Annotated in this window: 23 protein-coding genes and 1 pseudogene; 15 read left to right on the forward strand and 9 right to left on the reverse strand. The window is 50.4% G+C overall.

What is annotated here, in order from left to right:
• The first annotated feature begins 140 nt into the window (after nucleotides 1–140).
• Genes O3276_RS10450 through O3276_RS10460 form a run of 3 tightly spaced genes read left to right on the forward strand, consistent with a single transcriptional unit; the run spans nucleotide 141 to nucleotide 2090 of the window.
• A complete protein-coding gene (locus O3276_RS10450; RefSeq protein WP_269675572.1) occupies nucleotides 141–491 on the forward strand; it encodes an HvfA family oxazolone/thioamide-modified RiPP metallophore in 351 nt (116 codons plus the stop codon).
• Nucleotides 491–1342 (forward strand): HvfB family MNIO-type RiPP peptide maturase, encoded by an 852-nt coding sequence (locus O3276_RS10455; protein ID WP_269675573.1) that lies wholly within the window; start codon nucleotides 491–493, stop codon nucleotides 1340–1342. Before O3276_RS10450 ends, O3276_RS10455 begins: the two co-directional genes overlap by 1 nt.
• Nucleotides 1335–2090: an HvfC family RiPP maturation protein gene (locus O3276_RS10460; protein ID WP_269675574.1), complete on the forward strand. Its 756-nt coding sequence runs from the start codon at nucleotides 1335–1337 to the stop codon at nucleotides 2088–2090. Before O3276_RS10455 ends, O3276_RS10460 begins: the two co-directional genes overlap by 8 nt.
• 271 nt (nucleotides 2091–2361) lie before the next feature.
• On the opposite strand, the gene O3276_RS10465 is transcribed toward O3276_RS10460, so the two are convergent.
• On the reverse strand, nucleotides 2362–2574 hold the full coding sequence (locus O3276_RS10465; RefSeq protein WP_269675575.1) for a hypothetical protein: 213 nt from the start codon (nucleotides 2572–2574) through the stop codon (nucleotides 2362–2364).
• A 100-nt stretch (nucleotides 2575–2674) separates the two neighbouring features.
• On the opposite strand from O3276_RS10465, the gene O3276_RS10470 reads away from it, so the two are divergent.
• From O3276_RS10470 to O3276_RS10485, 4 genes are all read left to right on the forward strand, one after another.
• On the forward strand, nucleotides 2675–3244 hold the full coding sequence (locus tag O3276_RS10470) for an FMN-binding protein (protein WP_269675576.1): 570 nt from the start codon (nucleotides 2675–2677) through the stop codon (nucleotides 3242–3244).
• A 412-nt stretch (nucleotides 3245–3656) separates the two neighbouring features.
• Nucleotides 3657–3971, forward strand: a complete 315-nt coding sequence (locus tag O3276_RS10475) for an FAD-binding protein (protein WP_269675963.1) — start codon at nucleotides 3657–3659, stop codon at nucleotides 3969–3971.
• A 99-nt stretch (nucleotides 3972–4070) separates the two neighbouring features.
• The gene (locus O3276_RS10480) at nucleotides 4071–5015 is read left to right on the forward strand and encodes an FAD:protein FMN transferase (protein ID WP_269675577.1); all 945 of its coding nucleotides are present in this window, start codon (nucleotides 4071–4073) and stop codon (nucleotides 5013–5015) included.
• Between the two features lie 386 nt (nucleotides 5016–5401).
• Nucleotides 5402–6673: a CaiB/BaiF CoA transferase family protein gene (locus O3276_RS10485; protein ID WP_101747817.1), complete on the forward strand. Its 1272-nt coding sequence runs from the start codon at nucleotides 5402–5404 to the stop codon at nucleotides 6671–6673.
• 128 nt (nucleotides 6674–6801) lie between these two features.
• Here O3276_RS10485 and O3276_RS10490 read toward each other — a convergent pair whose 3' ends face one another.
• On the reverse strand, nucleotides 6802–8031 hold the full coding sequence (locus O3276_RS10490; RefSeq protein ID WP_163372101.1) for an L-lactate MFS transporter: 1230 nt from the start codon (nucleotides 8029–8031) through the stop codon (nucleotides 6802–6804).
• 642 nt (nucleotides 8032–8673) lie between these two features.
• Here O3276_RS10490 and O3276_RS10495 point away from each other — a divergent pair.
• The 5 genes from O3276_RS10495 to O3276_RS10515 all read left to right on the forward strand — a co-directional run bounded on the left by O3276_RS10495 (nucleotide 8674) and on the right by O3276_RS10515 (nucleotide 16970).
• Nucleotides 8674–11688, forward strand: coding sequence for an NADH:acrylate oxidoreductase (locus O3276_RS10495; protein ID WP_269675578.1), 3015 nt, complete (start codon nucleotides 8674–8676; stop codon nucleotides 11686–11688).
• An 86-nt stretch (nucleotides 11689–11774) separates the two neighbouring features.
• Nucleotides 11775–13049, forward strand: coding sequence for a CaiB/BaiF CoA transferase family protein (locus tag O3276_RS10500; protein ID WP_269675579.1), 1275 nt, complete (start codon nucleotides 11775–11777; stop codon nucleotides 13047–13049).
• A gap of 27 nt (nucleotides 13050–13076) precedes the next feature.
• Entirely contained in the window at nucleotides 13077–13952 is an 876-nt protein-coding gene (locus O3276_RS10505) for an enoyl-CoA hydratase (RefSeq protein ID WP_101747822.1), read from the forward strand.
• Nucleotides 13953–14255: 303 nt separating this feature from the next.
• A complete protein-coding gene (locus tag O3276_RS10510) occupies nucleotides 14256–15413 on the forward strand; it encodes an iron-containing alcohol dehydrogenase (protein WP_269675580.1) in 1158 nt (385 codons plus the stop codon).
• Nucleotides 15414–15479: 66 nt separating this feature from the next.
• Nucleotides 15480–16970 (forward strand): CoA-acylating methylmalonate-semialdehyde dehydrogenase, encoded by a 1491-nt coding sequence (locus O3276_RS10515; protein WP_269675581.1) that lies wholly within the window; start codon nucleotides 15480–15482, stop codon nucleotides 16968–16970.
• A 411-nt stretch (nucleotides 16971–17381) separates the two neighbouring features.
• Here the strand turns inward: O3276_RS10515 and O3276_RS10520 are convergent, their stop codons facing one another.
• Together O3276_RS10520 and O3276_RS10525 are read right to left on the reverse strand one after the other, a co-directional pair.
• Nucleotides 17382–17615, reverse strand: a complete 234-nt coding sequence (locus O3276_RS10520) for an anti-sigma factor family protein (protein ID WP_101747824.1) — start codon at nucleotides 17613–17615, stop codon at nucleotides 17382–17384.
• On the reverse strand, nucleotides 17609–18241 hold the full coding sequence (locus tag O3276_RS10525; protein WP_269675582.1) for an RNA polymerase sigma factor: 633 nt from the start codon (nucleotides 18239–18241) through the stop codon (nucleotides 17609–17611). The genes O3276_RS10520 and O3276_RS10525 overlap by 7 nt, the downstream gene beginning before the upstream one ends.
• 66 nt (nucleotides 18242–18307) lie before the next feature.
• Between O3276_RS10525 and O3276_RS10530 the strand changes: the two genes are divergently transcribed.
• Nucleotides 18308–18901, forward strand: a complete 594-nt coding sequence (locus tag O3276_RS10530) for an HvfX family Cu-binding RiPP maturation protein (RefSeq protein ID WP_269675583.1) — start codon at nucleotides 18308–18310, stop codon at nucleotides 18899–18901.
• 42 nt (nucleotides 18902–18943) lie between these two features.
• Here the strand turns inward: O3276_RS10530 and O3276_RS10535 are convergent, their stop codons facing one another.
• From O3276_RS10535 to O3276_RS10550, 3 genes and pseudogenes are all read right to left on the reverse strand, one after another.
• Nucleotides 18944–19105: a hypothetical protein gene (locus O3276_RS10535; RefSeq protein WP_269675584.1), complete on the reverse strand. Its 162-nt coding sequence runs from the start codon at nucleotides 19103–19105 to the stop codon at nucleotides 18944–18946.
• A gap of 8 nt (nucleotides 19106–19113) precedes the next feature.
• A pseudogene (locus O3276_RS10545) lies at nucleotides 19114–20765 on the reverse strand (IS1634 family transposase).
• A gap of 43 nt (nucleotides 20766–20808) precedes the next feature.
• Nucleotides 20809–21093: an acyl-CoA thioesterase gene (locus tag O3276_RS10550; protein ID WP_332328209.1), complete on the reverse strand. Its 285-nt coding sequence runs from the start codon at nucleotides 21091–21093 to the stop codon at nucleotides 20809–20811.
• A 229-nt stretch (nucleotides 21094–21322) separates the two neighbouring features.
• Here O3276_RS10550 and O3276_RS10555 point away from each other — a divergent pair, with 229 nt between their 5' ends.
• Together O3276_RS10555 and O3276_RS10560 are read left to right on the forward strand one after the other, a co-directional pair.
• Complete coding sequence (locus O3276_RS10555; RefSeq protein WP_269675585.1) at nucleotides 21323–22498, forward strand: hypothetical protein; 1176 nt, start codon at nucleotides 21323–21325, stop codon at nucleotides 22496–22498.
• Nucleotides 22474–23469: a MutS-related protein gene (locus tag O3276_RS10560; RefSeq protein ID WP_269675586.1), complete on the forward strand. Its 996-nt coding sequence runs from the start codon at nucleotides 22474–22476 to the stop codon at nucleotides 23467–23469. Before O3276_RS10555 ends, O3276_RS10560 begins: the two co-directional genes overlap by 25 nt.
• On the opposite strand, the gene O3276_RS10565 is transcribed toward O3276_RS10560, so the two are convergent.
• Both O3276_RS10565 and O3276_RS10570 read right to left on the reverse strand, forming a co-directional pair.
• Nucleotides 23359–24024, reverse strand: a complete 666-nt coding sequence (locus O3276_RS10565) for an ATP-binding protein (protein WP_269675587.1) — start codon at nucleotides 24022–24024, stop codon at nucleotides 23359–23361. The genes O3276_RS10560 and O3276_RS10565 overlap by 111 nt on opposite strands.
• Nucleotides 24021–24944 carry a HAMP domain-containing protein gene (locus O3276_RS10570; protein ID WP_269675588.1) on the reverse strand — a complete coding sequence of 308 codons (924 nt, stop codon included), beginning with the start codon at nucleotides 24942–24944 and terminating at the stop codon, nucleotides 24021–24023. The genes O3276_RS10565 and O3276_RS10570 overlap by 4 nt, the downstream gene beginning before the upstream one ends.
• Between the last annotated feature and the right edge of the window lie 3 nt (nucleotides 24945–24947).

A 24947-nucleotide genomic window follows, 5' to 3' on the forward strand; every position in this document is an offset into this window, starting at 1 on the left:
TCATCGTTTCAGGCCGGAACCACCGGCCTGAAATTATTTTTCCATTTTTTTTCAACGAATCTGTAACATCCCGCCGACTTTCCCGTTGTATTGATAAGTCCGCACTTTGCGGTCGGTTAAAAAACGACAGGAGAGTCACCATGACAACAAAAACCAACAAACTGACCAATCTGGTTGCTGCCACCCTGGTTTCCGCTGCATCCGTCACTGTCAGTGCCGATATGACCGGCTCGATCAGCTCTTTGAGCCAGGGCTACGAGGGCATTGTGCTGGCGGAAAAACGGGTGGATGAGGGCAAATGCGGTGAAGGTAAATGTGGTGCATCTTCGGCATCGGCCAAAGCGGACGAAGGGAAGTGTGGTGAGGGCAAATGCGGTGGCGACAGTGCCATGAAAGCGGGCGAAGGCAAATGCGGTGAAGGCAAGTGCGGCGAATCAGCCAGCAAGGATGAAGAAGGCAAATGCGGCGAAGGCAAGTGCGGAGCCGCCTGATGAAGCCTGTTCCTTCACTCAGCGGTGCAGGCCTTGGCCTGCGCCGGGAGCATCTTCAGAGCCTGGCCAAAAAGGTGCCCTCCTCTGTTCAGTTTCTGGAGGTTGCTCCGGAAAACTGGATTAAAGCGCCGCAACAGAGACGTCAGCTGCTGGAGCAGATTCTCGATCAGATACCGCTGGTTTGCCACGGTCTCTCCCTGTCACTGGGTGGTCCGACACCGTTGGATATGAATCTGCTGCACGATATCAGGGCATTTCTTCAGGCGCATCAGGTAGTTCGTTACACCGAACACCTGAGTTACTGCTCTGACCAGGGGCATCTCTATGACCTGATGCCTATTCCCTTTACCAAAGCGGCTGCACATTACGTGGCGGACCGGATAAAACAGACCCAGGACTTTCTGGGTGAGCCCGTTGCGGTGGAGAACGTCTCTTACTACTGCGCTCCCGGGCAGCAGATGCCGGAAATTGAGTTTATTCATCGGGTTCTGGAACTGGCGGATTGTGAGCTGCTGCTGGATATCAATAATATTTTTGTCAACAGCGTCAATCATGGTTATGACGCAGATACGTTTCTGAGGCAGTTGCCCACTGAACGTATCAGCTACGGCCATATTGCCGGCCATTATGTTGAGCAGCCGGACCTTATTATCGACAGTCATGGCGCACCGGTTCGCGATGATGTCTGGCAGCTGCTTGGCAAAGCTTACCAATACCACGGCGTTTTCCCAACGCTACTGGAGCGGGACTTTAATATTCCGCCATTGGACAAGCTGGTTGAAGAGCTCGATTCCATACACCGGATTCAGCACTCTGTGATGCATCAGCAGAAGGAGTACGCCTGTGGATGATTTCCAGATAGTTCAACAGCAGTTTACCGAGGCTATACGTCATCAGACTGATAATCCATTTGAGCAGATAAAGCCGGAACGCTTTGCCGTTTACTCCCGGCTGATCCGAAACAATATTTCTAACTTTGTCAGTCAGGGCTTCCCGGTGCTGAAAAAGTTATTGCCGGAGGAGGCGTTCAATCATCTGGTGGATCGCTTTATTGCCGATCACCCTGCCAGCTCCCCCTACTTTATTGATATCTCCGGGGAGTTTCTGGCCTGGCTTAATACTAATCCAGTGACTGATAAGTCGCACACACTGCCACCGTTCCTCCGGGAACTGGCCCACTATGAGTGGCTGGAAACCCTGTTGCTGGGCAATGAACAGGACGAACCACCCGCCACAGCAATCGCAGTTTTTTCAGACTGTGAAGATGCACTGATATGGTCGGTTAATGCTGTGGCCGCCGCCTACCAATACCCTGTCCATAAAATCAGCCGTGACTTTCAACCACAGACTGCGCCCGAACAACCAACCCTGCTGATTGTTTACCGTCAGGAAAATGAAACGCGCTTTCTGACGGTGGATGCACTGGCCTGGCAGCTTTTTCAAACTGCCTCCACCCTTGACCAGCCGGTGAACCATAAGCAGCTTATCAAGCAGACATTGCAACACCTGACGACGGCCGAGCGAACCCGGGTTAAGCCTTATGCTGAGCAGGCTTTGATGAGTTTTTATCAACTGGGTTTGATTCTGGGCAGTTTATGAAATATCCGAGTTAAAGCGGCTCTATCCGGACTTCTGGTGTTGTTAATCAGGAACGTCTGAACCAGCAGGGTAATGCTGAAAGTATCGGTCAGTTGCAGGTTGGCAATGTTAAGTAGTTAACCAAATGAAATCATATATTTCTGACTAAGTTGTCAGTCACTCTGCGGCGTTGCAACTCCGGTCACATAGCTACGGCTATGCTCCCTACGTTGCGCCTTGCATAGCAACTGCCCACTTAGCCAGAAATATACGATTCCATTTGGCCAACTACTTACCAATGACCGACAATTAAACCTTTTTGCTCCGGTTTAAACCATTTCACTGCCGCCGGAGCCGTTGCGGAATAGCCCAGACCGATGCCTGCACCATTGAGAACACCAAAACCCAGAATAACGCCGGTTTCGGTCGGCATGGCAACGTGTACAGGCTGCCGAACATTAAGTTGATAGCCAGGCCAGCGGTCTGGATTATTTGCACTTTTCAATGGGTAGCTGGGCGCGTAACTCCATCGTCAACCCTGAACTCTCATCGCTAAATATCACCAGCTCAAAGACGAAAGCCTGGCAAAAGTACCTGTTATTGGTGTGGGTGGTATTGCCCAGCGGGCAGATGAAGCGCTTGAGCAGGGTTATGATCTCGTCAGTGTTGGTAAAGGCTATTTGGTAGAACCCACCTGGGCCACCAAAGCACTGAACAACGAGACCTGTACAGAGTTTGCTGACGTCAACCAGCAAAAAGAGCTGACTATTCCTTCCCCACTCTGGGACATCATGGACTACATGATTGTGGACAGTGCTGCTGAGGCGGTCAAACACCAGTGCATCAAAGAACTGCAAAATGTCAAAATCGAGTTTGAACCCGGTGAATACACGGCATATGGCGTTGGTCATAATGGCAAACTGCCGGTGACGGTTACCTTCTCCGAAGATAAAATCCTTGATATTGTCGTTGATTCTTCAAACGAATCCGATGGCATTGCCAATCCCGCTTTTGAGCGAATTCCGCAACAAATTCTTGATAATCAATCGCTGAACATCGATGTTATTTCTGGTGCTAGCGCCAGTAGTCAGGCGGTTATTGACGGTGTATCAAACGCTGTAGACCTGACTGGCAAAATAAATTCTCCGCCCTGCCCGGTGAAGCTGACTACCTGAAGAGCATTGCCACCACACCAGAATCTGAAATTGCCGAAGAATACCTGTTCGACTTCAAAACACTGAAAGAACAACTGACGACTTATTTTGACGATCTGAAACACGGCCAACACTATCTATTTGACTCGGTTGAACTGCACCTGATTCAGACCTATCTCGGTGCTAAGCGTACCGACCTCAACGGTAACGCCATTTATGGTCAGTACGACCTGGTGAAAACGCTGACCAGCCGCTCTATGGAGTCCATCGACTGGCTAACTGAAAAAGTCTGGCGCACTTCTGACAGGACTGATTGTACCGCCTGAAAACTATGTCTTTGTTAGCCAAAGCGGCAAGCGGTTCGTTGACGAATGCGAAAGCCGCGACGTGCTCTCTGAATCTTTCTTTAGCAACGGTGGTCTGATTTACATGAATTGAGCGTTATAACGGCTTTGTTGAGCAGGGTCATGATTCTGACTTCCATAAGAGCGCCCTTGGCTTGAAAGTTGAGCAGGCTCCGTTTTATGCCACTCCACACAAGCCCTCCGTTCACCACACAATGGGCGGTTTGAAGATCGATACGCAGGCGCGTGTTATCAATAAAGAAGGTGACGTCATCCCCGGTTTATACGCAGCAGGTGAAGTGACCGGCGGAATCCACGCAGGCAACCGCCTGGGTGGTAATGCACTTATTGATATCTTTACCTACGGTCGTATTGCCGGCGAGAGCGTTGCCAGCCATGCTTAAGCAACATTGAATAAATGTTGAATTACATCATTCATAGGGGAGCAGTGCTCTCCCTTTGTCTTATAGAGCGTCTTGCAGAGCGTGAAAAGGCAGACCTCAATGAAACGATTTAAAACCCGATTTCACATGATGGGAACCTTCATTGACCTGGAGATTCATCACCCCAATGGTGTGCAGCTTATTCAGGACTCCTACCTTCAACTCCACCAATACGAACAGCGCTTCACAGTGAATCAACCTGATTCTGAGTTAATGCGTGTCAATCAAAATGCAGGAGTAAAACCGGTTACCGTTCCGCCGGACATGTATCACCTGATCAAAAAGGCAAAAGCGGTCAGTGATGACCTGAGGAATCCATTCAATATTGCCATAGGCCCACTGGTTAAGACCTGGCGCATCGGCTTTAAGGATGCCAGAGTGCCAACAAAGGATGAAATTGCTGAAAAAATATCGTTAGTTGATCCGCAAAAAATTACTCTGAATGATCACAATCACTCTGTGTACTTGTCCCAGCCCGGTATGGAGATTGACCTGGGAGCCATTGCCAAAGGCTACTTTGCCGATCAAATCAAACGGTATCTGCTGGACGCAGGCGTTAAACAGGGAATCATTAATTTGGGCGGCAATGTTTTGACCATTGGCCACTCGCCGGCAAACGCAACCAAGGCATGGCATGTTGGCATTCAAAATCCACAGTCAAGTCGTGGTGAGACCTGCCGTATCGTTCTGCTCCGATGTGCTTCCATGGTGACCTCAGGAATCAACGAGCGTTTTTTTCAGGCAAACGGACAGCATTACCACCATCTCCTCAACTCACAAACAGGCTGGCCAATTTCAACCGATATCGCCAGTGTGACCATTATCTCCAAACATTCTGTCGATGGCGAAATCTGGAGCACTGCGGGATTTCTTTCTTCCGTTGAAGCGTCGGTTTCATATCTGAACCAACAGTCAAATATTGAAGCTGTCGTTATTTCAAGGCAGGGTGATCTTCATTGCACGCAAGGCCTGGAGGATAGCGGGCGGCTTATACTGCTGCTCTGACTGACAACTGATGGATGTGGGATTAAACCACCTCGATTCACATGGGGAGTAAATTACCAGCAGAGCATTAGCCTGATCGGTTGCTGTCTGAAGTCGCTACCATCGTCTTGCCGCTAAAACCATTCAAAGAGTCAGCGGATTTTTAACGTCCCTTGAGAGCAAGTCTTTTGCTTTCAGGACTATACGAATAGCTGATTCTTTGATAATTCAAAAACAGGATTAATACCTAACCACCAAAGCAAATAAAATTGGTTTTATTGACCTGAAGGGGTTGTTTTTCCAGTCAAACCCGAACAATGAACAAAAACGGTTGTTTTATAACCTATGTGAAATTACGGTACGTTCTGTATCGTTATTGTTAGATTATAAACACTGGAGTAGCCTCTATGGATCACACAAGCGAAACAGAATACAAGCCAGGCCCGTTGGACGGCGTCACGGTATTAGACTTCTCCCGCGTACTTTCCGGACCTTATTGCACAATGATTCTGGCGGATCTTGGGGCAAGGGTAATCAAGATTGAGCGTTTTGGAACAGGCGACGACACACGTGCGTTTGGTCCTTTCATTGAAAACGATTCAGCCTATTTCATGTGCTTCAACCGAGGCAAAGAGAGCATCTCTCTCGATATTAAATCACCACGCGACCGGGAACTGCTGGAACGACTTCTGGACACCAGCGATGTTGTTGTTGAAAATTTCCGCCCCGGTGTTATGGAACGACTTGGCTACGGCCCTGAGCGCCTGGCCAAAACCCATCCACATATTGTTTATGCCTCTATCTCAGGCTTTGGACACAGCGGCCCGTTCAGTGAACTGCCAGGCTACGACATGGTGGTACAGGCAATGGGCGGAGTAATGGGTTTGACCGGCTGGCCCGGTGCAGAGCCTGCCCGTGTTGGCACCAGCTTTGGTGACCTGGGTGCAGGCCTGTTCGGTGTTATAGGTATTTTGGCTTCACTTTACAGCCGCAACCGTGACGCCCAGGGCGCACGCGTCGACATCGGCATGCTCGACTGTCAGGCCGCATTGCTGGAGACCGCTCTGGCGCGTTACGACGTTGAAGGCGTTGTACCCACCCGAACCGGTGACAACCATCCATCGCTGGCACCTTTTGAGACCTTTATGGCCGAGGACGGTAAGTTTGTCATCTGTGCAGGTAATGACACACTCTTCCTGCTGATGGCCGACGCTCTGGGGTCACCCCATCTGGCACTGAAACCAGAGTTTCTGACCAATGACCTGCGGGTTCAAAACCGTGTTCAATTGGTCCAGGACATAGAAGCGATCACCAAAACCAAACCAATGCAGCATTGGATCGACGCCCTCAACGAAGAGGGAGTTCCCTGTGCACCGATCAATACCATTGACAAGTTGTTCGACCATCCTCAGCTACTGGCCCGTGACATGATCATCAAAGTTCAAGGAGAACACGATCGGCCGGTTCGTACTGCAGGCAACCCAATTAAATTGAGCAACATGACCGAATTTGATCCTGAAAAGCCAATCAAGGCACCCATGCTGAATCAGCATCGTGAAGCGATTCTTGATGAGCTAATGGCCAGCCACGGAGCCTATGACGTTGTTAAAGGTCAAAATAATGACCACCACGCTGATCTGCATGAGTTTTACGAAGCTGCCGCTCCAGCCACTAACTAAGGAACTGTCCTGAAATAACTTCCACATTTCCGAAGTTATCCAGTAAAGAAAAAACCTTGCCACGGAGGCACGGAGAAAAGAAAAATCTTTTCCTCTGTGACTCCGTGCCTCCAACATACTCAAACTGCCTAAACAGCTTCCGCTTTCACAACATTAGCCATTTTTTTCGGTGGTTTGACCATAAGACCAATGGCAGCCGCTGCAAAACTTACTCCGGCGCAAATCATAAAGGTACTCTTATAACCGCCAGTGGTGTCCACCAGATAACCTGCCAGTTTCGGGCCCGCCATGCCAGCAACCCCCCACGCAGTGAACAGGATAGCGTAGTTAAAACCCATGTTCCTGGTACCGAAGAAGTCTCCCGCAGCAGACGGAAATACCGCCAGCGCTGCACCATAGGTGAAGGTGATAACCGTTGACCCCATCAGGATCATGCCAAAGGTATCAAAACGACCGAACACCAACAGCACAGCACCTTGCAACATGTATAGAATGCTCATAGTGCGTGCGCGACCGATCTTGTCAGACATTAAGCCTGCACCCGGGCGGCCCAGAGCATTGGCGACAGAAAACGCCTGAACCAGCAGGGTAATGTTAAACGTACCGGTCAGTTGCAGGTTGGCAATGTTACCAATATGACCAATGATCATCAGACCGGTCATGGAACCCGCCAGGAACATCAGCCACAACATAGCAAACTGTGGCGTCTTGATCATCTGCTTCCAGTTGTACTCACCGGTTTCCGAGCCACCAGCAACCACCGGGATCTCTTTCGCCTTTTTATCAGCAATGTTCGGTGCTGTTTCCGGAACACTCATGAACTGAGCACCGGCAACGATCATACCGCCGAAGAACACAGCCAGTATATTAAAGCTGGCAAACAGACCGTATTCTGCGATCAGGTATTTGGCCAACGGAGCCGCATACAACGGTGCCAAACCAAAGCCGGTGACAACCAGACCGACAATTAAACCTTTTTGCTCCGGCTTAAACCATTTCACCGCTGCCGGAGACGTTGCGGAATAGCCCAGACCGATGCCTGCACCGTTCAGAACACCAAAACCCAGAATAACGCCCATTTTGGTCGGCATGGCACTACACAGGAACAGACCTGCCGCAGTACACAGAGCTGCGATGGTGATCACAATGCGCGGCCCCAGGCGATCCTGCAGCTTACCACCTACCAGCATGATTAGCGCAAACGCGGCAATTGCCGTTGCGTAGGGCGTGGATGCCTGAGAAGCGGTCCAGCCCTGAGTTTGAATAAAATTCTCCGAGAAGATACTCCACGTGTAAAGACTGCCAAACATTAAGTTGATAGTCAGGCCAGCCGTCACTACGATCCAGCCACGATTCATATCAGTTATCATAGGTACCTCACTTAAAGCTACTTCTGTCGCCTGTCGCCTGTCGACTGACGTCTTTCACCTTTACTGAAATGCTATGCAATCCAACTCACCAGGGAAGGTTTCCCAGTCTTCTTTTGAAGAAAAAAGCCTTATTACCACAGGCAGACAAGGTAAGCAGTTAACCAAATGAAATCATATTTCCTGTCATTTTGATCTACTTCATGTCGTCGATTCATGTCGTCGATGGCGACTTCATTCAGGATATAGCACGAATTCTGTCTTTGCAGGCAGCTGAGGAAGTTAATCCTGTTTTGCTCTCACTACTCAGAAAATAACTAAATAATTTTATTAAAGCTTTTTAAATAACAGTTTCGACTCAGACGACGGTTTACTACCACAAAAAATCAAGACGTTGACCGAGACCAAAAAGCATTTAAATTAGCGTGATACCATCTTGAAAATTTTTCATCCCTATTTATTTAAGATTTTAAAGTTATATGCATCATTTTTTATATTTATACATCTGTTATTTAAATAGATGGTTTGATATATCAAATACTTTTATTAGAAAAACTCTATTCTAATAAAACCAAAGTGCATTTGATATGATAATTAACTTACTGATTAACCAATCTGTAAGAGGAAGAGTGCATGGTTAAGCTAGCCGATGAGCTAATACTTCGATCAGGGGCTACGCTGAAAAATCGCATAATGATGGCACCAATGACAATTCAGTCTGCCTTTTTTGACGGCGGCGTTACTCAACTGATGATTGATTACTACGCATCCCGTGCGGGCGATGCTGCTGCAATCATTGTGGAAAGTGCTTTTGTAGAGAACTATGGTCGTGCATTCCCCGGGGCATTAGGTATTGACACAGACAACAAAATCAAAGGCCTCAAAAAGCTAACCCGGGCTATCAAAGAAAAAGGTTCAAAAGCCATACTGCAAGTTTACCATGCTGGTCGTATGGCGAACGGAGAATACAACGGTGGTCATACACCTATATCAGCCAGCCCGGTTGCCGCCCTGCGTGATAATGCAGAAACACCGCTGGAGATGACAGCAGCACAAGTCGATGACATGATTGAGCGCTTCGGCAATGCTGTTAATCGCGCTATTCTGGCGGGCTTTGATGGCGTGGAAATCCACGGTGCAAACACTTACCTTATCCAGCAATTTTTCTCTCCCCATTCGAACCGTCGCAGTGACAAATGGGGCGGCGATATCGAGAAACGAACCACCTTCCCCCTGGCTATTCTGGAAAAAGCCAAAGCCGTTGTGGCAGCCAGTGACAAGCCTGATTTTATTATTGGCTATCGTTTTTCTCCGGAGGAAATTGAGGAACCAGGCATCCGTTTTGAAGATACCCTGTATCTTCTGGATAAACTGGCTACCAGCGGTCTGGATTATTTGCACGTCTCAATGGGTAACTGGGCGCGTAATTCCATTGTCAACCCTGACGATAAAGAACCGCTCGTCGCTAAATATCTACGACAAAAGAGCGAAAGCCTGGTGGGGGTACCTATTATTGGTGTTGGCGGTATTGCACAGCGGGCAGATGCAGATAAAGCCCTTGAGCAAGGTTATGATCTCATCAGTGTTGGCAAGGGTTGTCTGCTGGAACCTGCCTGGGCCACCAAGGCACTCAACAACGAGGTCTGCGCAGAGTTTGCTGATATTAACCAGCAAGATGAGCTGCATATTCCTTCCCCACTCTGGGACATCATGGACTACATGATTGTCGATAGAGCGGCTGAGGAGGCTAAGAATGAGCGTATCAAAGAACTGCAAAACGTAAAAATTGAATTTGAGCCCGGTCAGTACACGGCTTATGGTATTGGGCATAGTGGCAAGCTGCCGGTGACGGTTACCTTCTCGGAAGATAAAATCCTTGATATCGTTGTCGACTCTTCAAACGAATCCAAAGGTATTGCCAACCCGGCGTTTGAGCGAATTCCGCAACAAATTCTTGATGAGCAATCGCTCAATGTCGATGTCATTTCTGGCGCTACAGCCAGTAGCCAGGCGGTTATTGACGGTGTATCCAATGCGGTTGACCTGGCTGGCGGTCACTCCGAAGCGCTTCGCTGCAAGGCCAAAAAGGCGATTGAATGGTCAACGGAAACCATTGAAGAAACCGTTGATGTGGTCGTTGTTGGCGGTGGCGGTGCGGGCCTGAGTGCGGCGCTAACGGCACTGGATAAAGGCAAATCGGTTATCCTGCTGGAAAAATTCCCGGCCATTGGTGGTAATACGGTCCGTACCGGTGGCTGGGTGAACGCTGCTGAGCCGGGTTGGCAAAGCGATTTCTCTGCCTTGCCCGGTGAAGCCGACTACCTGAAGGGCATTGCAGCAACACCAGAATCTGAAATTGCCGAAGAATACCTGTTCGACTTTAAAACACTTAAAGAGCAACTGACTGCTTACTTTGACGATCTGGAAAACGGCAAAAAATATCTGTTTGACTCGGTTGAACTGCACCTGATTCAGACCTATCTGGGTGGTAAACGTACCGACCTCAAAGGTAACGCCATTTATGGTCAGTACGATCTGGTTAAAACGCTCACCAGTCGCTCTATGGAGTCCATCGACTGGTTGACCGAAAAAGGAATCGACTTTAACCGCAGTGCGGTTGATATTGCTGTTGGTGCTTTGTGGCGTCGTGCACACAAACCAAAACGCCAAAAAGGCCTGGAGTTTGTTGATAAGCTGCAAAAATGCATTAAGGCGCAAGGCGGTCGCATCATGACCGACACCCGTGCCACCGACCTTATTATCAACGATGGCAAAGTGGAAGGCATTAATGCGACACAGACCAATGGCACCAAACTGATACTGCATGTCAACCATGGTGTTGTGCTGGCTTCCGGTGGATTTGGTGCCAATACCCAAATGCTCAAGAAGTACAACACATACTGGAATAAAATTGCTGATGACATCAAAACCACTAACTCACCGGCCCTGATTGGTGATGGTATTGAGATGGGTGAAAAAGCCGGTGCTGAATTAACGGGTATGGGATTTGCCCAGCTAATGCCGATCGGCGATCCAAAGTCTGGCGCACTTCTGACAGGGCTCATTGTACCGCCTGAAAACTTTGTCTTTGTTAACAAAAGTGGCAAGCGGTTCGTTGATGAATGTGAAAGCCGCGATGTGCTTTCTGAGTCCTTCTTCAACAACGGTGGTCTGGTTTACATGATTGCCGACAGCGAGATTCGTAAAACCGCGGCGAATACATCTGATGAAACCATCGAACGGGAAATTGAAGAAGGTGTCATCATCAAGGCAGACACTCTTGAGGAGCTGGCAGAGAAAATCGGTGTACCCGTGGCAGAGTTTGTTGAAACCATTGAGCGTTACAACGGCTTTGTAGAGCAAGGTCATGATCCGGATTTCCATAAGAGCGCCCTGGGCTTGAAAGTTGAGCGGGGGCCATTCTATGCAACTCCACGTCAGCCCTCCGTTCATCACACCATGGGCGGCCTGAAGATCGATACGCAGGCTCGTGTCATTAATAAAGCAGGCGATGTTATCCCGGGATTATACGCAGCAGGTGAAGTGACCGGCGGAATCCACGCAGGTAACCGTCTGGGTGGTAATGCACTCATTGATATCTTTACCTTCGGCCGTATTGCCGGTGAGAGCGTCTCCGAGCTTGCTTAATTTAATTAAGGTTGTTTTTTAACCTGCGTGTAATACGATACATTCCGTATCGATTTTGGCAAGGTATAAAACCTGGAGTAGCCACTATGGATCCTACTAGCGACACAGAGTACAAACCTGGCCCGCTGCACGGTGTCACGATATTAGACTTCTCCCGCGTACTTTCCGGACCCTATTGCACAATGATTCTGGCGGATCTTGGGGCAAGGGTCATCAAGATTGAGCGTTTTGGTACTGGCGACGACACTCGTGCGTTCGGGCCTTTTATTGAAAACGATTCAGCCTATTTCATGTGCTTCAACCGAGGCAAGGAGAGCATCTCTCTCGATATTAAATCGCCCCGTGACCGGGAACTGCTGGAACGACTCCTGGACACCAGCGATGTTGTCGTTGAGAATTTTCGTCCCGGTGTTATGGAACGACTTGGCTACGGCCCGGAGCGCCTGGCCAAAACCCACCCACATATTGTTTATACCTCCATCTCAGGCTATGGACACAGCGGTCCGTACAGTGAACTGCCAGGTTACGACATGGTGGTACAGGCAATGGGCGGGATTATGGGTTTGACCGGCTGGCCTAATGCCGAGCCTGCCCGCGTTGGTACCAGCATAGGTGATCTGGGTGCTGCTCTGTTTGCTGTCATAGGTATTTTGGCTTCGCTTTACAGCCGCAGCCATGATGCTCAGGGAGCACGGGTCGACATCGGCATGCTCGATTGTCAGGCCTCATTGCTGGAGACCGCTCTGGCGCGTTTTGACGTTGAAGGTATTGTACCCACCAGAACCGGTGACAACCATCCATCGCTGGCGCCTTTTGAGACCTTTATGGCTGAGGACGGCAAGTTTGTGATCTGCACCGGCAACGACACGCTTTTCATGTTGATGGCCGACGCTCTGGGATCACATCAGCTGGCACTGAAACCAGAGTTTCTGACCAATGACCTGCGGGTTCAAAACCGTGTGCAATTGGTTAAGGAAGTAGAGGCGATCACCGAAACCAGGCCAATGCAGCATTGGATCGACGCCCTTAATAAAGAGGGTGTTCCCTGTGCACCCATCAATACCATTGACAAGTTGTTCGACCATCCTCAGCTACTGGCCCGTGGCATGATCATCAAAGTTCAAGGAGAGCACGACCGGCCGGTACGTACGGCAGGCAACCCAGTTAAATTGAGCAACCTGACCGAATTTGATCCTGAAGTGCCAATCAAGGCACCTATGCTGAATGAGCATCGTGAAGCGATTCTTGATGAACTGATGGCGAGCCACGGAGCTTATGACGCCGTTGTTAAAGGTCAAAATGATGACCACCATGCTGATCAGCCTGAGCTGCAAGAAGCTGTTGCTCCAGCCGTTCACTAACAGACCCGAGAACTATAGGTACCTGTGATGCAAAAGCAAAAAACCAACCTGACCGTTAAGTCTGTCAATTCCGAACAGAAGACTGAAGCAGAAAAGTCCCCTCTGGCAGTGGTAGCTGCATCCACAGCGCAAACCCCGGAAGTCATTCTGGTTGAACGTCGTGAACGGGTGGGGATCATTACTCTGCATCGTCCCAAAAGTTTGAATGCACTGAATCGCCAGCTGGCTCGTGAAGTGGTGGATGCGCTCAAAGAGTTTGATAAAGACAATAATATCGGTGCCGTTGTGATTACCGGCAGTGCCCGGGCTTTTGCCGCTGGCGCTGACATCGAAGAGATGGCGAACCTGAATTTCTCCGAGTTCTATTGCGACGATATCTTTGCTCCATGGGATGAAATGAAGGCCATTCAAAAACCGGTTATCGCTGCGGTAGGCGGCTACGCACTGGGTGGTGGCTGTGAGCTGGCGATGTTGTGCGACTTCATTATCGCTGCCGATGATGCTCAGTTTGGTCAGCCAGAAATCAAGCTCGGCATCCTGCCGGGTATCGGTGGTACCCAGCGTCTCAGCAAAGCGGTTGGTAAGTCCCTGGCTATGGATATGGTGCTGACTGGTCGAACTATCAACGCTGAGGAAGCTAAAGCGTCAGGCCTGGTAGCACGTGTAGTACCAGCCAAAGATCTGTTACAGGTTGCACTGGAAGCTGCCCATACCATCGCTGCTTACAACGACCCGGCAGTGCGTATGGCGAAAGAATCCGTCAATGTTGCCTTCGAAACCCCTCTTAATGAAGGAATGCGCCACGAACGCCGCCTGTTCCAGGCATCCTTTGCTACCGAAGGCCAGAAAGAAGGAATGCACGCCTTTATTGCCAAAAGGGCTCCTGTTTTCCGACACCGCTAGAACGCAGAAACACCTGCCAGGAGGCTGATCGGCACCGCTACCGAACGGCAGCGGGCCTCACTCAATCAAGGGGATTTCTGTGGGCACTTTAAGCCTGGGAGGCTGTCCGGGAATAGCGCCCGTAGCGAGGACGGCAGAAAATTGAGGATAAAAATTCGGTTTTGTGAGGTGAATAGCGGGGCTATTTGCCGAACAAAAGCGGATTTTTAGACCAATTTGCTGTCGCCGCAGTAGGGCAGACTATTCTCGGACAGCCTCCTAGAGGCACCGCTGTCCGTGATCACCCCAAATTTCGGAGTCAACATGTCTACTCAAGTGATTCTTCCACGCATCATGCAGGTAGGTGAAGGTGCCAGCCTGGAAGTTTCCAACGTGCTGGCAAGCCTGGGCTGCAAACGCCCACTGATCATCACCGACAAAGTGATGGTGGAGCTGGGTTATGCAGGCAGTATCCAGGACGCTCTATCTAACAGTTCCATGACAGCTGACGTCTTTGATGACACTGTGCCAGAGCCCACCGTTGCCTCTATTCAGGCCGGTGTCAACAAGGTGCGCGAGGGCGACTATGACAGCATTATCGCCCTGGGGGGCGGTAGCCCCATCGATAGCGCCAAGGCGATCGCCATTCTCGGCAAACACGGCGGCATCATGCAGGAATATAAGTTCCCCCGTGTGGTGAATGAATCCGGGCTGCCGATTATCGCCATTCCTACCACCGCCGGCACCGGTTCCGAGGTGACCAAATTTACCATCATCACGGATGAAACCAGTGATGAGAAGATGCTCTGTGTCGGTGTTGGCTTTATGCCTGTAGCTGCGCTGGTGGATTACAGCCTGACCCTGAGCCTGCCAGCCCGGGTCACCGCCGATACCGGTATCGACGCCCTGACTCACGCCATTGAAGCTTATGTCAGCAAGAAGGCCAATCCGTACAGTGACAGCCAGGCTCTGTCGGCAATCAAACTGCTGGGGCCAAACATACGCCAGGCGTACCACAACGGATCCGACAAGCAGGCTCGCGAAGCGATGATGCTGGGCTCCACCCTCGCCGGTGTCGCTTTTTGTAATGCCTCCGTGGCGTTGGTGCACGGCATGAGTCGTCCTATTGGTGCCGCATTCCATGTTCCCCACGGACTGTCCAACGCTATGCTATTGCCAGCTGTTACCGCGTTCTCCATCCCTGAAGCGCCAGAACGCTACGCCGATTGTGCCCGCGCTATGGGAGTCGCCGGCGCTTCTGACAGCGACGATGCCGCCAACAAGAAACTGCTGGACGAATTGCACGCCCTGAACGACGAGCTCAAAGTGCCGTCTCCGGAGCAGTTCGGTATCGATCGCGACACCTTCCTTAACATGGCACCAACCATGGCTGAGCAGGCCCTGGCTTCAGGTTCCCCCAACAACAATCCGCGAGTACCCAGCAGCGAGCAGATCGTCGAGATTTATCGCCAGCTTCTGTAATGCATTAGCGAATTAATCACCGGCGGCTCCCTCGGGGTCGCTCACATCCATCCCAGAGGAAATACGATGAGTACTATCGGACATCTAATCAATGGCAAGGTTGTTACCGAAGGCGCTCGTAAGCAAGCGGTCTACAACCCCGCCACTGGTGTTCCTGAAAAAGAAGTCCTGCTTGCTTCCAGGGAAACGGTGGAAGATGCCATTGCCGCTGCTGAAGCTGCCTACCCTGCATGGCGCAACACTCCGCCAATGAAGCGTGCTCGCATCATGTTCAAGTACAAAGAACTGCTGGAAGCCAACGCTGATGAGATCTGCAGTCTCATCGGTGAAGAGCACGGCAAGATCTCTCACGACGCCATGGGTGAGCTGCAGCGCGGCATCGAAAATGTTGAGTATGCCTGCGGCATTCCTGAGCTGCTCAAGGGCGAGCACAGCCGCAATGCCGGTCCTGGCATTGACTCCTGGAGCGAATTCCAGCCACTGGGCGTGGTAGCCGGTATTACCCCATTCAACTTCCCGGTAATGGTACCCATGTGGATGTTCCCAATGGCCATCGCCTGTGGTAACCCCTTCATACTCAAGCCTTCGGAGCGCGACCCAAGCTCCACTCTACTCATCGCTCAGCTGCTGCAGGAAGCTGGCCTGCCTGATGGCGTGCTCAACGTGGTCAACGGTGATAAGGAAGCAGTAGATACACTGCTAAGCGACGAGCGAATCAAGGCCGTAAGCTTCGTTGGCTCTACTCCTGTTGCCGAATACATCTACACCACGGCCAACGCCAATGGTAAGCGCTGCCAGGCTCTGGGGGGTGCCAAAAACCATGCCATCATAATGCCTGATGCTGACCTGGACAACGCGGTCAACCAGCTGGTTGGCGCTGCTTTCGGCTCCTCCGGTGAGCGCTGTATGGCTCTGTCCGTAGCCGTTGCGGTAGGTGACACTACTGCCGACGCTCTGATTTCTAAAATGAAAGCTGCCATGGCCAGCCTGAAGGTCGGTGTCCACAGTGAGAGCAGCAACGACTTCGGTCCACTTATCACCGGTGCTCACCGCGATAAGGTAGTGGGTTTTATTGACAGTGCAGAGGCTGATGGTGCCAAAATCGTTGTGGACGGCCGCAACCCTGAAGTACCGGATTACAAAAACGGTTTCTTCGTCGGTGGTACGCTGATCGACCAGGTGACTCCAGAAATGGAAAGCTACCGCCAGGAGATCTTCGGTCCGGTACTGCAGGTAATTCGCGTCGACACCATGGAAGAGGCAATGAAACTGATCAATGACCATGAGTACGGCAACGGCACCTGTATCTTCACCCGTGACGGCGAAGCAGCACGCTACTTCTCCGACCACGTCCAGGTAGGCATGGTGGGAATTAATGTACCTCTGCCAGTGCCAGTGGCTTATCACAGCTTCGGCGGCTGGAAGCGCTCCCTGTTCGGTGACCTGCACGCCTACGGCCCGGATGGCGTACGCTTCTACACCAAGCGCAAGACCATCACCAAACGCTGGCCTTCTGCCAGTGTGCGCGAAGGCGTAAGCTTCTCCATGCCGACCTGACTGATCGGTTGGCACTGCAACACCCAAACCTGAGCGTTGTTTTGATCGGGCCAGCTCCATTTAACCGGTGGGCTGGCTTTTTGGTGTTTTGGATTATGTAAGTAGTTAACCAAATGAAATCGTATTTTCTGACTAAGTGGACAGTCACTCTGCGGCGTTACAACTCCGGTCACATAGCTAAGGCTATGCTCCCTTCGTTGTGCCTTGCATAGTAACTGCCCACTTAGCCAGAAATATACGATTCCATTTGGCCAACTACTTAGCCTGCCTATCACGGGCAAAAATTTGACATGCAGGATTGGCAATGACTGCTGATGGATTCTGGTAAACGACAAATGTTGCTAAGAGGAGGTTTTGACCCAAAGGCAAGATTTGACAGTTATACCTTTGACTAAAAAACCCAGGGGCACTCTACCCCTTGGGCGAACCGTTAATTTTATCCATGACCGACTTCACTTCATCATCAGACGCTGGTTCACTGACAGAGTGCTCTGCCAGTTTTTTAATGGCGGCAAACTGTTTGAGAAAACGTCGGCAATGGTGGCACATGATCAAATGCATTCGCATACTCAGACGCTGTCGCCAGTTCAGCTCGTCATCCTGAAGCTGACCCGCCATTTGCTCGATATCCCGACATTTCAACATCGGCCTGTCTCCTGAAACTGTTCAATACCGGAATACAGCGTTGCCCGCGCCCGGTACAGCAGAACCCTGACATTGGCTGCGGACTCACCGATAAAACCGGAAATATCGTCCAGTGACATCTGGCTGAGATCTTTCAAGCCAAACACCAGACGTTGTTTCTCAGGCAACATGGTGATCCTGTGGTTCAGGCAGTCCATCAGTTCCCGTTTCTCCAAAAGTGCCCCCGGCCCATCGATGTGCCAGTTGGAAGGCGGCTGCTGCCAATGGCCATCTTCTTTAAAACGATGGGCCAGCGGCGCTTCTTCCGGGGCATCGGACAGCAGCTCACGTTTTTGCCGACGATAGCGGGAACGGGCTTCATTGGCGGTAATGGTCAGCAACCATCCCTTGAAACTGCCCCTGGGCTGCCATTGAGGCAGTTTCTGATGCACCGTCAACCAGGCTTCCTGGACAATCTCATCGGCATCACTTTCGCCCACAATCGGCAGGGCAACGAAGCGCATCAAGCGATAGTAATGCTTCACCAGCACTGTAAACGCCTGCTGATCACCATTTTGTGCCTGTTTTATTATTAACGCTTCATCGTCCATATCGTTACAAACCCGGAATGAAAAAATAACCTGCACACTGTAACAATCCCACGGCTGAAACGTTGAGTGAATAACTCAATAAGAACATCCAGGGAATCAGCCATGAATAAGATCCTGTCACTCTACCAAAAAACAGCAGGTTACCTCCATCACGCTGATGGACTTCCGTTGCTGGCCCTGCGCCTGTACCTTGCCCCCGTCTTCTGGATTGCCGGCACCAACAAACTGGCGCACTTTGACGATATTGTGATGTGGTTTGAGCATGGACTGGTCCTCCCCTTCCCCTGGCTGATGGCGGCTCTGGCGACCTGGACAGAGATTATCGGTGCTGTGCTACTGGTGGCCGGCCTGGGCATTCGGTTGATTTCAGTCCCATTGATCATCACCATGCTGGTGGCTATTTTCGCGGTGCACTGGCCCCATGGCTGGCAGGCCATTGCGGATCCCGGCAGCTTTGCTGCCAATGAACACGCCGCTGAAGCTACCCAGAGACTGAATGGGTTTCTGGGCTGGCTGAAGTCAAACCATCCCGGCCGCTACCACTATATTACCGAGTTTGGCAAGCCGGTGATTCTGAATAATGGCATTGAGTTTGCCGCCACCTACCTGGTGATGTTGCTGGTGCTGGTTTTCCAGGGAGCCGGGCGTTATGTCAGTCTGGATTATTTTGCCGGAAGGAAACTGCTGAACAGATAACGATCAGAAACGTCAGACAAGTGCTGACGTTTTTATCCTTTGTCATACCAGTGGAAATACCCGGTCAATGTCTTCTGATAGAAAAGGCCGCCCTTTAGCGTTCACTGATGTACCAATAACCAGCGCATCGATGGCCAGCCTGTTATCCCGTTTCCGGAAGACTTTCTGTTTAAAACCAAATTTCAGTTTGGAACCGCCTTTCACCACCCCAATCAGGAATATACCGACTCATATAAAATGCCTAAAACTTGAATGATCGTCCATTGTCTTTCCTTCAAACCGACCACACGTTGTTCCTGATTATTGACCGTTAATACACTAACCCCTTGAAAACAGAAAAACACCCATCTCGCCGTTGGATTCTGGCAGGGCTTTTTTTTCTGGTTTAAGAATACACGGCTCTGCTTCTTCAATTCATACCTTATTCTGTGTTGGATAGCAGCATAGACCATCAGACACAGTGTCATCACCATTAACAGGGCCTCAATTCGTTCCGCTTTCTTCAGGTAGAGTGAGGAAACCAGAAAGTCCGGGCTCTTCAGGAATCGAAAGCCACCTTCAACCTTCTGTTGTGACTTGTAGGTAGACAACAGCTCAGCGGCATTTATGCCCTTGTGGGTATTCAAACCCTTTTGGTCCAAATCATTGGTGCCCAAGATAAAGCAACCCAGTGAGGCCAGCGAATTCTCTCTTTCTCGCAGGAAACAAAGCATGTGCTCTGTACAAAATATTCGAAGTGATCAGGCTTACTATCTGACGATGGACGCCCTTTGCCCGGATAGCAGGGTTTACAGATAACCTCAGGTTCCGTTTCACTTTGACAGAGTTTCGATTGTTTCTGCCACAAGGCAAAAGCCTCCAATGCATCGTCCCGGCACAGAAAAGCCTTTTTACCCAACTTTTCCAGATCGCGGGCTTCTTTCAGTGACTGTTTCTGCATCTTTCTGGTTAGCGTTTTCTGTTCACTGAGCCTTCGCTTTTTATTGAGAAACAAGAACCATCGTTGTCGAACATCACCATAACAGGCAGGTACTTCAGTAAAAGAATAATCCTCATAGCCTTCAACAGGCTCCAGTGCCATCGCAGGCGCTTTGCCGACCAGCTCCTTGGCATCCTTGATATTCAGCGGCACCCGGGAGATAAACAGCTGTTTTTGCTTATCAAGCAACTGGAGGGTTTCAGCAACGTACATGGCTGCATCTGCGACCAGATAACGGTTATTCAAAGCTGCCTTAAAACACGACAAATGATTTTTGATAATTTCCTGAAAGCAAGTTTTGTCGTTTACATTACCACTCGCAGGTGCCATAAACACAGGGATACCCGCCTCATTTTCGGTGATTAACTGCAAGACAACCTGATTCAGGTCAGGCCGGTGATCACGGCTATAGCCGCGGCAGATATGGATGCAGTTCAAGTCATCAGGGTTTTCATTACTGTTATAGACACCGTCTGTATGAAGGCTGGTGCCGTCCAGGTTTAATGCCTTGCAGGGCAGCTTTAGATGGTTGACGACCTTAATGGCAAGATTCAGGTATAAGTCACTGACGCCAACTTCATAAAGACTGTCGAGAGCCCGGCCAAGTATTTTGTCGTTTAAGTGTTCTGCCTGGATGCCTTCCCCAATGAGGCGATCAATCGGCTTGTCCTCAAAAAACTCAGGGACCAGATAGAGGGTCTGCCCTGTAAAGCCCAGCCCATTGATGATCATTGCGACCACAGCCTGTCCAATGGTGACATTGCGTGCATCAGAGTCATTGGTTATGCGTGCATCGAAATATTCGGCTATCTTTAGCTCCCGGCACATGGCGGCAACCAGGCCAAGGTGATTAAGGTTCTTAGACTGGTATTGAACTGGCGGCATATCGGTGCTCCTGAAGATCTGATCAGTCCTTTGACATCAGGTTTCAGGAAAATATCAATCGGGGTGGTGAAAGGCAGTTGGAAAGTCGCACGGGTTCTACTTCTACATAAAACTCGTCCCCGGGTACCAGCGACATTTTGTAGTCCATCTCACTTCTCAGCACCACCAGATGAATTTTCTCTGCGGCCAGCCTGGCAAAGTCGATCGCGTTAGCGTGCAGAAACTCATGCCGTGCATGCTCCAGATAATTGAAATAGACACTGTTGTTGACGATGCCCTGCAGGTCGCACTCATAGTCGCGAACCTTCATCTCCAGACGAAATGGCATGCTTTACTCTCTCGATCAATCGCTTGAAATGGATCACACCATCAGTGTATGGCGAGACTATGGCTTCTCATCTATTTTTACACAAGCTTACGGGGATATTGGTTGCTCAATTGACAATAAATCCGCTCATTGGCCTAAAAAAACCGGGATTTGAACCCTGATTACCCAAAGGCCTCTGATGTGCAACATGAAATGTTAAACAATAAAAACTGTCCATCGAAAACACCCAATGAAATCAAGAGCCACTGATTATTTAATATTCCTGTTAATCACAACCATTAGCGCAAGTCTTAATGCTGACGGAGGCATGGAGATCACCAACACTTATCAGCTGATACATGATCACCTGGCAAAAATCCACTCCGCAGATAAATACAAAAACGCCATAAACTCGCGTAACCAGAAACAGGAGTTACCTGAAATTCTTCTGTCCCCGGGAGAAAGACGCAGCATTCTTTTGCAAAATTTTTCCCGGACTCATAAAACGGGCAACGAGATAATGACCCATCATGCCGTTAAAGACCTGCATATTCTCAGTGGCACCGGACAAAACCCCGGACATAGCCTGCTCAGCAATTTAGGCTCTCCGATGACGGTCGCTGGTGAAATCATGTTGGCCAACCTGCTGATATCCCCTATTACGGATATAGAGATTCTTGAAAAACGCCAAAACGCACTTCAATACTTGCTGGATCACCCTAAAGTCATCTTTCAGATTGAGGAGCAACTGATCCGCTACGCCGCGGATGAAGATGGACTCATTGCCCTGCTCGACCCTTCTGATGCCGTGAACAGCCCCCATTTTGATGAGATTGATTACCAGACATACATTCCGGGGCTCACCTCCGATGCCTTCTATGAAGAGATTGCCCGCCGATTAAACGACATCATTAGTGTTATGAGTGCATTGAATGTGCCTATTGGCCTGATCGGGTCGACGCTGCTTGGCAAGTTTGACTCGCAATACGGGATTATTCATGGGCTTCTCAATTCCGCCATCAACCTGCCAGCCAATATGAACCTGGTCATCTCTGAAATGCACGATCACTTTCAGGGGCTTCCACCACCGGTCAAAATTTTCACCTTCGGCAGCTTTGCGGTACTGCAAATGATCGCCATTTATCAATCATACTGGCTCTTTCAGGATAATCGGGCCGCTTACACGTTTGTCATGGAGCGCAGCCGCAGACCCGGAAGAGCACTGGCCAGTGCCAGAGAATTAAAGCAACTGGCCCGGCATCACCCGGCCCTTGAGGACATTCTGGACCATGACAGCGGCTTCCTGAAATTTCGCAATTCCACCCAGATTCAGGAAATAGCCACACTGTTAAACGATGCACCGGAGAAAACACCGACACACTCGCCTATCTGGCAACCAACATGGGACGCTACAAAAGAAGCCTGATGCTGCTGCGCCGAAACCACATCCCACTGATCAGGATTATGCAGGCCACCGGTGAGATTGATGCCTGGCTGACCGTTGCCAAGCTGCTGCGGTCGTCTTCTTACCGGGCAACGAATCCATTGTGTTTTGCACAATATCAAGTATCAGCACAACCGGGTATCGAGCTTCAGGGCTTCTGGAACCCTCTGCTCTCCCCTGCCATTGCGGTTTCCAGCGATCTCGCCGCCAGCGACACCACAGCACCGGCCAATATCATTATTACCGGACCGAATGCTGCAGGAAAATCCAATGCCATGATTGCTGCCGCACTTAACGTCATTATGGCGCAGACACTGGGTATATCTCCGGCTGCATCCTTTAAACTGACACCGTTTTCCTTTATTCATACCCATAGGGTCATTGAGCCGGAAATGATTACTGGCGTTTCCAGTTTCAGCGCAGAATCAAAACGCGCTATCAAGCTGCTGGAGGCATTACGCGCATTGGAGACTGGTCAGTTCAGCATTACTTTTCTGGATGAAATTTTCAGCAATACCAGCCCTGAAGAAGGGGAGATCGGTGCACTCGCCTATATAAAATCGATTGGCGATTTACCCGGGACGATCAGCATTTCTTCTACCCACTATGCCCGGCTGACCTCACTGGCAGGTCAGTTCCCGGACAGGTTTCAAAATCTTCATGTCAGCGCTGAGATCAACAGTGAAGGCCTGCAGTATGATTATGTCCTGAAACCAGGCTTCTCAACCCAGAACGTTGCCTTCCATATTCTCAAAGAGGAAGGCATCCAGGAGGACTTTCTTGAAATTCTTCAAGATCTTCTTGATGTTCCCGGGGAGACGTTCCCGGGAACATCAGAAACTTTAATGCCTCTGCTTCCTGGGCCAGACCAGACTGAACCGGGCTCCCCCCAGGGGACTGTGACTGACCAGGGCGCGGCCCCCATGCCAGTACATAATGCGCCGGACGATTGAGAGCCCCAGACCGTAGCCTCCTGACTTGCGTGTTCTGCTGTCGTCCAGTCGGGAAAAAGCAGAAAACACCCGCTCCCACTGCTCTTCCGGAATCCCGGCCCCGTCATCATCCACATCAATACGACAAGTGTCCTGGGTGGATGAAAAACGCACCTGAACTTTACTGTCCGCGTAGCGACAGGCATTGCCTACCAGGTTCTGTATCGCCCGATGAATATAGCGCCGGTCAATTTCGACAAAACGCCTCGGGTTTAACACATTGCAGGGAATATGCTCGATCTCAACCCGGTTCTGTAATCTGAGATGCTCGCCAACCACCTGGGCCACTACTTTATCAACGTCATGACGTTTCAAACGGAGGGTTGGGGTTCCCTGTTCCAGGTTGGCATAGGTCAGAAACTCATCCACCAGATGATCCAGTTCCTGGATGTCCTGGTCCATGCCCTCCAGCTGGGCCTCCCGCGCTTCCTGTGTTCTGGCATCGGCAATCAGATCCAGGCCAAAACGCAACCTTGCTACGGGGGTTCTTAATTCATGGGACACGCCACGAATCATCTCTTTTGCAGACTCAGCAGACGCTGAATATGGTCGGCCATGGCATTAAACGCCATGGCCAGGCGACCAATGGAATCCGCCCCGCCAACATTAACCCGTACCTCAAAGTCTCCCCGGCTAAAGCGTGTCGCCGCTCTTTCCAGTTTTCGCAGTCGCTTCTCCATTCCCCTGACCAGGATATAGATGGCAAGGCTCAAAGAGATCAAGACGAACAGCCCCAGGGTCAAGATCAGTTTAAAAGGATAAGGGTTCAGTAATTTCAATGGGCCAAGATGGAGTATCTGATCACTGTCCTTCATCTGGGCATAGAGCTGGAGCGATTCATCCCTGATGTTCAACACAGTCACAATACTGCCCTGCTGCAACTGGGTGCTTTGCAGAGGCGTTAACGACGTAGCGGAGTGGACAATGGACACAGGAAAGCTCAACGATTCTCCGGATCGCTGGGCCAATACCGTCACTCGTTCATCCGCAAAGTAATGGCTGAGCAGGTGTCTGAGAAAAACAATGGTACCACTTGCCATTTGTTCTGATATCTCCGCCACCCGTCCCTGCAACAACCAGCGGTCATCAATCAAGGCGGTAATAACGGCGGCCTTTTCCGTCAGCATCTGAACATCAATCCCCCCTAAAGAGAGCTGCTCAATCTCTTTAGGTGTGAAGTCGGATCGCTCCAAAGGCAACATTGAAAACGGAATCGACAGTTTATGTCCCCACTCTCCCAGCCACTTATGCCGCTGCTCTTCTGGCATGGCGGCCAGTACTTCAGAGATGAGACGGAAGGTCCCTCGGGCCATATCTTCCCGGTACTCGGCCAATCGAACACCATTGACAATAGTGACCACTATGCCAGACAGCACGGAGACCAGCACCAGGGAAAACAGCAGGCCGCCATAGATACGAAGAAAAATACTGCTCATGAC

Origin of the sequence: Endozoicomonas sp. GU-1 (assembly GCF_027366395.1) — a bacterium.
GTDB lineage: Bacteria > Pseudomonadota > Gammaproteobacteria > Pseudomonadales > Endozoicomonadaceae > Endozoicomonas.

Coding starts and splice junctions, on each gene's coding strand:
- O3276_RS10520 (WP_101747824.1), bottom strand. CDS start 17,615: ATGTTGAAATGTCGGGATATCGAGCAAATGGCGGGTCAGCTTCAGGAT.
- O3276_RS10495 (WP_269675578.1), top strand. CDS start 8,674: ATGGTTAAGCTAGCCGATGAGCTAATACTTCGATCAGGGGCTACGCTG.
- O3276_RS10455 (WP_269675573.1), top strand. CDS start 491: ATGAAGCCTGTTCCTTCACTCAGCGGTGCAGGCCTTGGCCTGCGCCGG.
- O3276_RS10500 (WP_269675579.1), top strand. CDS start 11,775: ATGGATCCTACTAGCGACACAGAGTACAAACCTGGCCCGCTGCACGGT.
- O3276_RS10565 (WP_269675587.1), bottom strand. CDS start 24,024: ATGATTCGTGGCGTGTCCCATGAATTAAGAACCCCCGTAGCAAGGTTG.
- O3276_RS10560 (WP_269675586.1), top strand. CDS start 22,474: ATGGGACGCTACAAAAGAAGCCTGATGCTGCTGCGCCGAAACCACATC.
- O3276_RS10485 (WP_101747817.1), top strand. CDS start 5,402: ATGGATCACACAAGCGAAACAGAATACAAGCCAGGCCCGTTGGACGGC.
- O3276_RS10515 (WP_269675581.1), top strand. CDS start 15,480: ATGAGTACTATCGGACATCTAATCAATGGCAAGGTTGTTACCGAAGGC.
- O3276_RS10550 (WP_332328209.1), bottom strand. CDS start 21,093: ATGCCATTTCGTCTGGAGATGAAGGTTCGCGACTATGAGTGCGACCTG.
- O3276_RS10480 (WP_269675577.1), top strand. CDS start 4,071: ATGAAACGATTTAAAACCCGATTTCACATGATGGGAACCTTCATTGAC.
- O3276_RS10570 (WP_269675588.1), bottom strand. CDS start 24,944: ATGAGCAGTATTTTTCTTCGTATCTATGGCGGCCTGCTGTTTTCCCTG.
- O3276_RS10505 (WP_101747822.1), top strand. CDS start 13,077: ATGCAAAAGCAAAAAACCAACCTGACCGTTAAGTCTGTCAATTCCGAA.
- O3276_RS10530 (WP_269675583.1), top strand. CDS start 18,308: ATGAATAAGATCCTGTCACTCTACCAAAAAACAGCAGGTTACCTCCAT.
- O3276_RS10490 (WP_163372101.1), bottom strand. CDS start 8,031: ATGAATCGTGGCTGGATCGTAGTGACGGCTGGCCTGACTATCAACTTA.
- O3276_RS10450 (WP_269675572.1), top strand. CDS start 141: ATGACAACAAAAACCAACAAACTGACCAATCTGGTTGCTGCCACCCTG.
- O3276_RS10555 (WP_269675585.1), top strand. CDS start 21,323: ATGAAATCAAGAGCCACTGATTATTTAATATTCCTGTTAATCACAACC.
- O3276_RS10510 (WP_269675580.1), top strand. CDS start 14,256: ATGTCTACTCAAGTGATTCTTCCACGCATCATGCAGGTAGGTGAAGGT.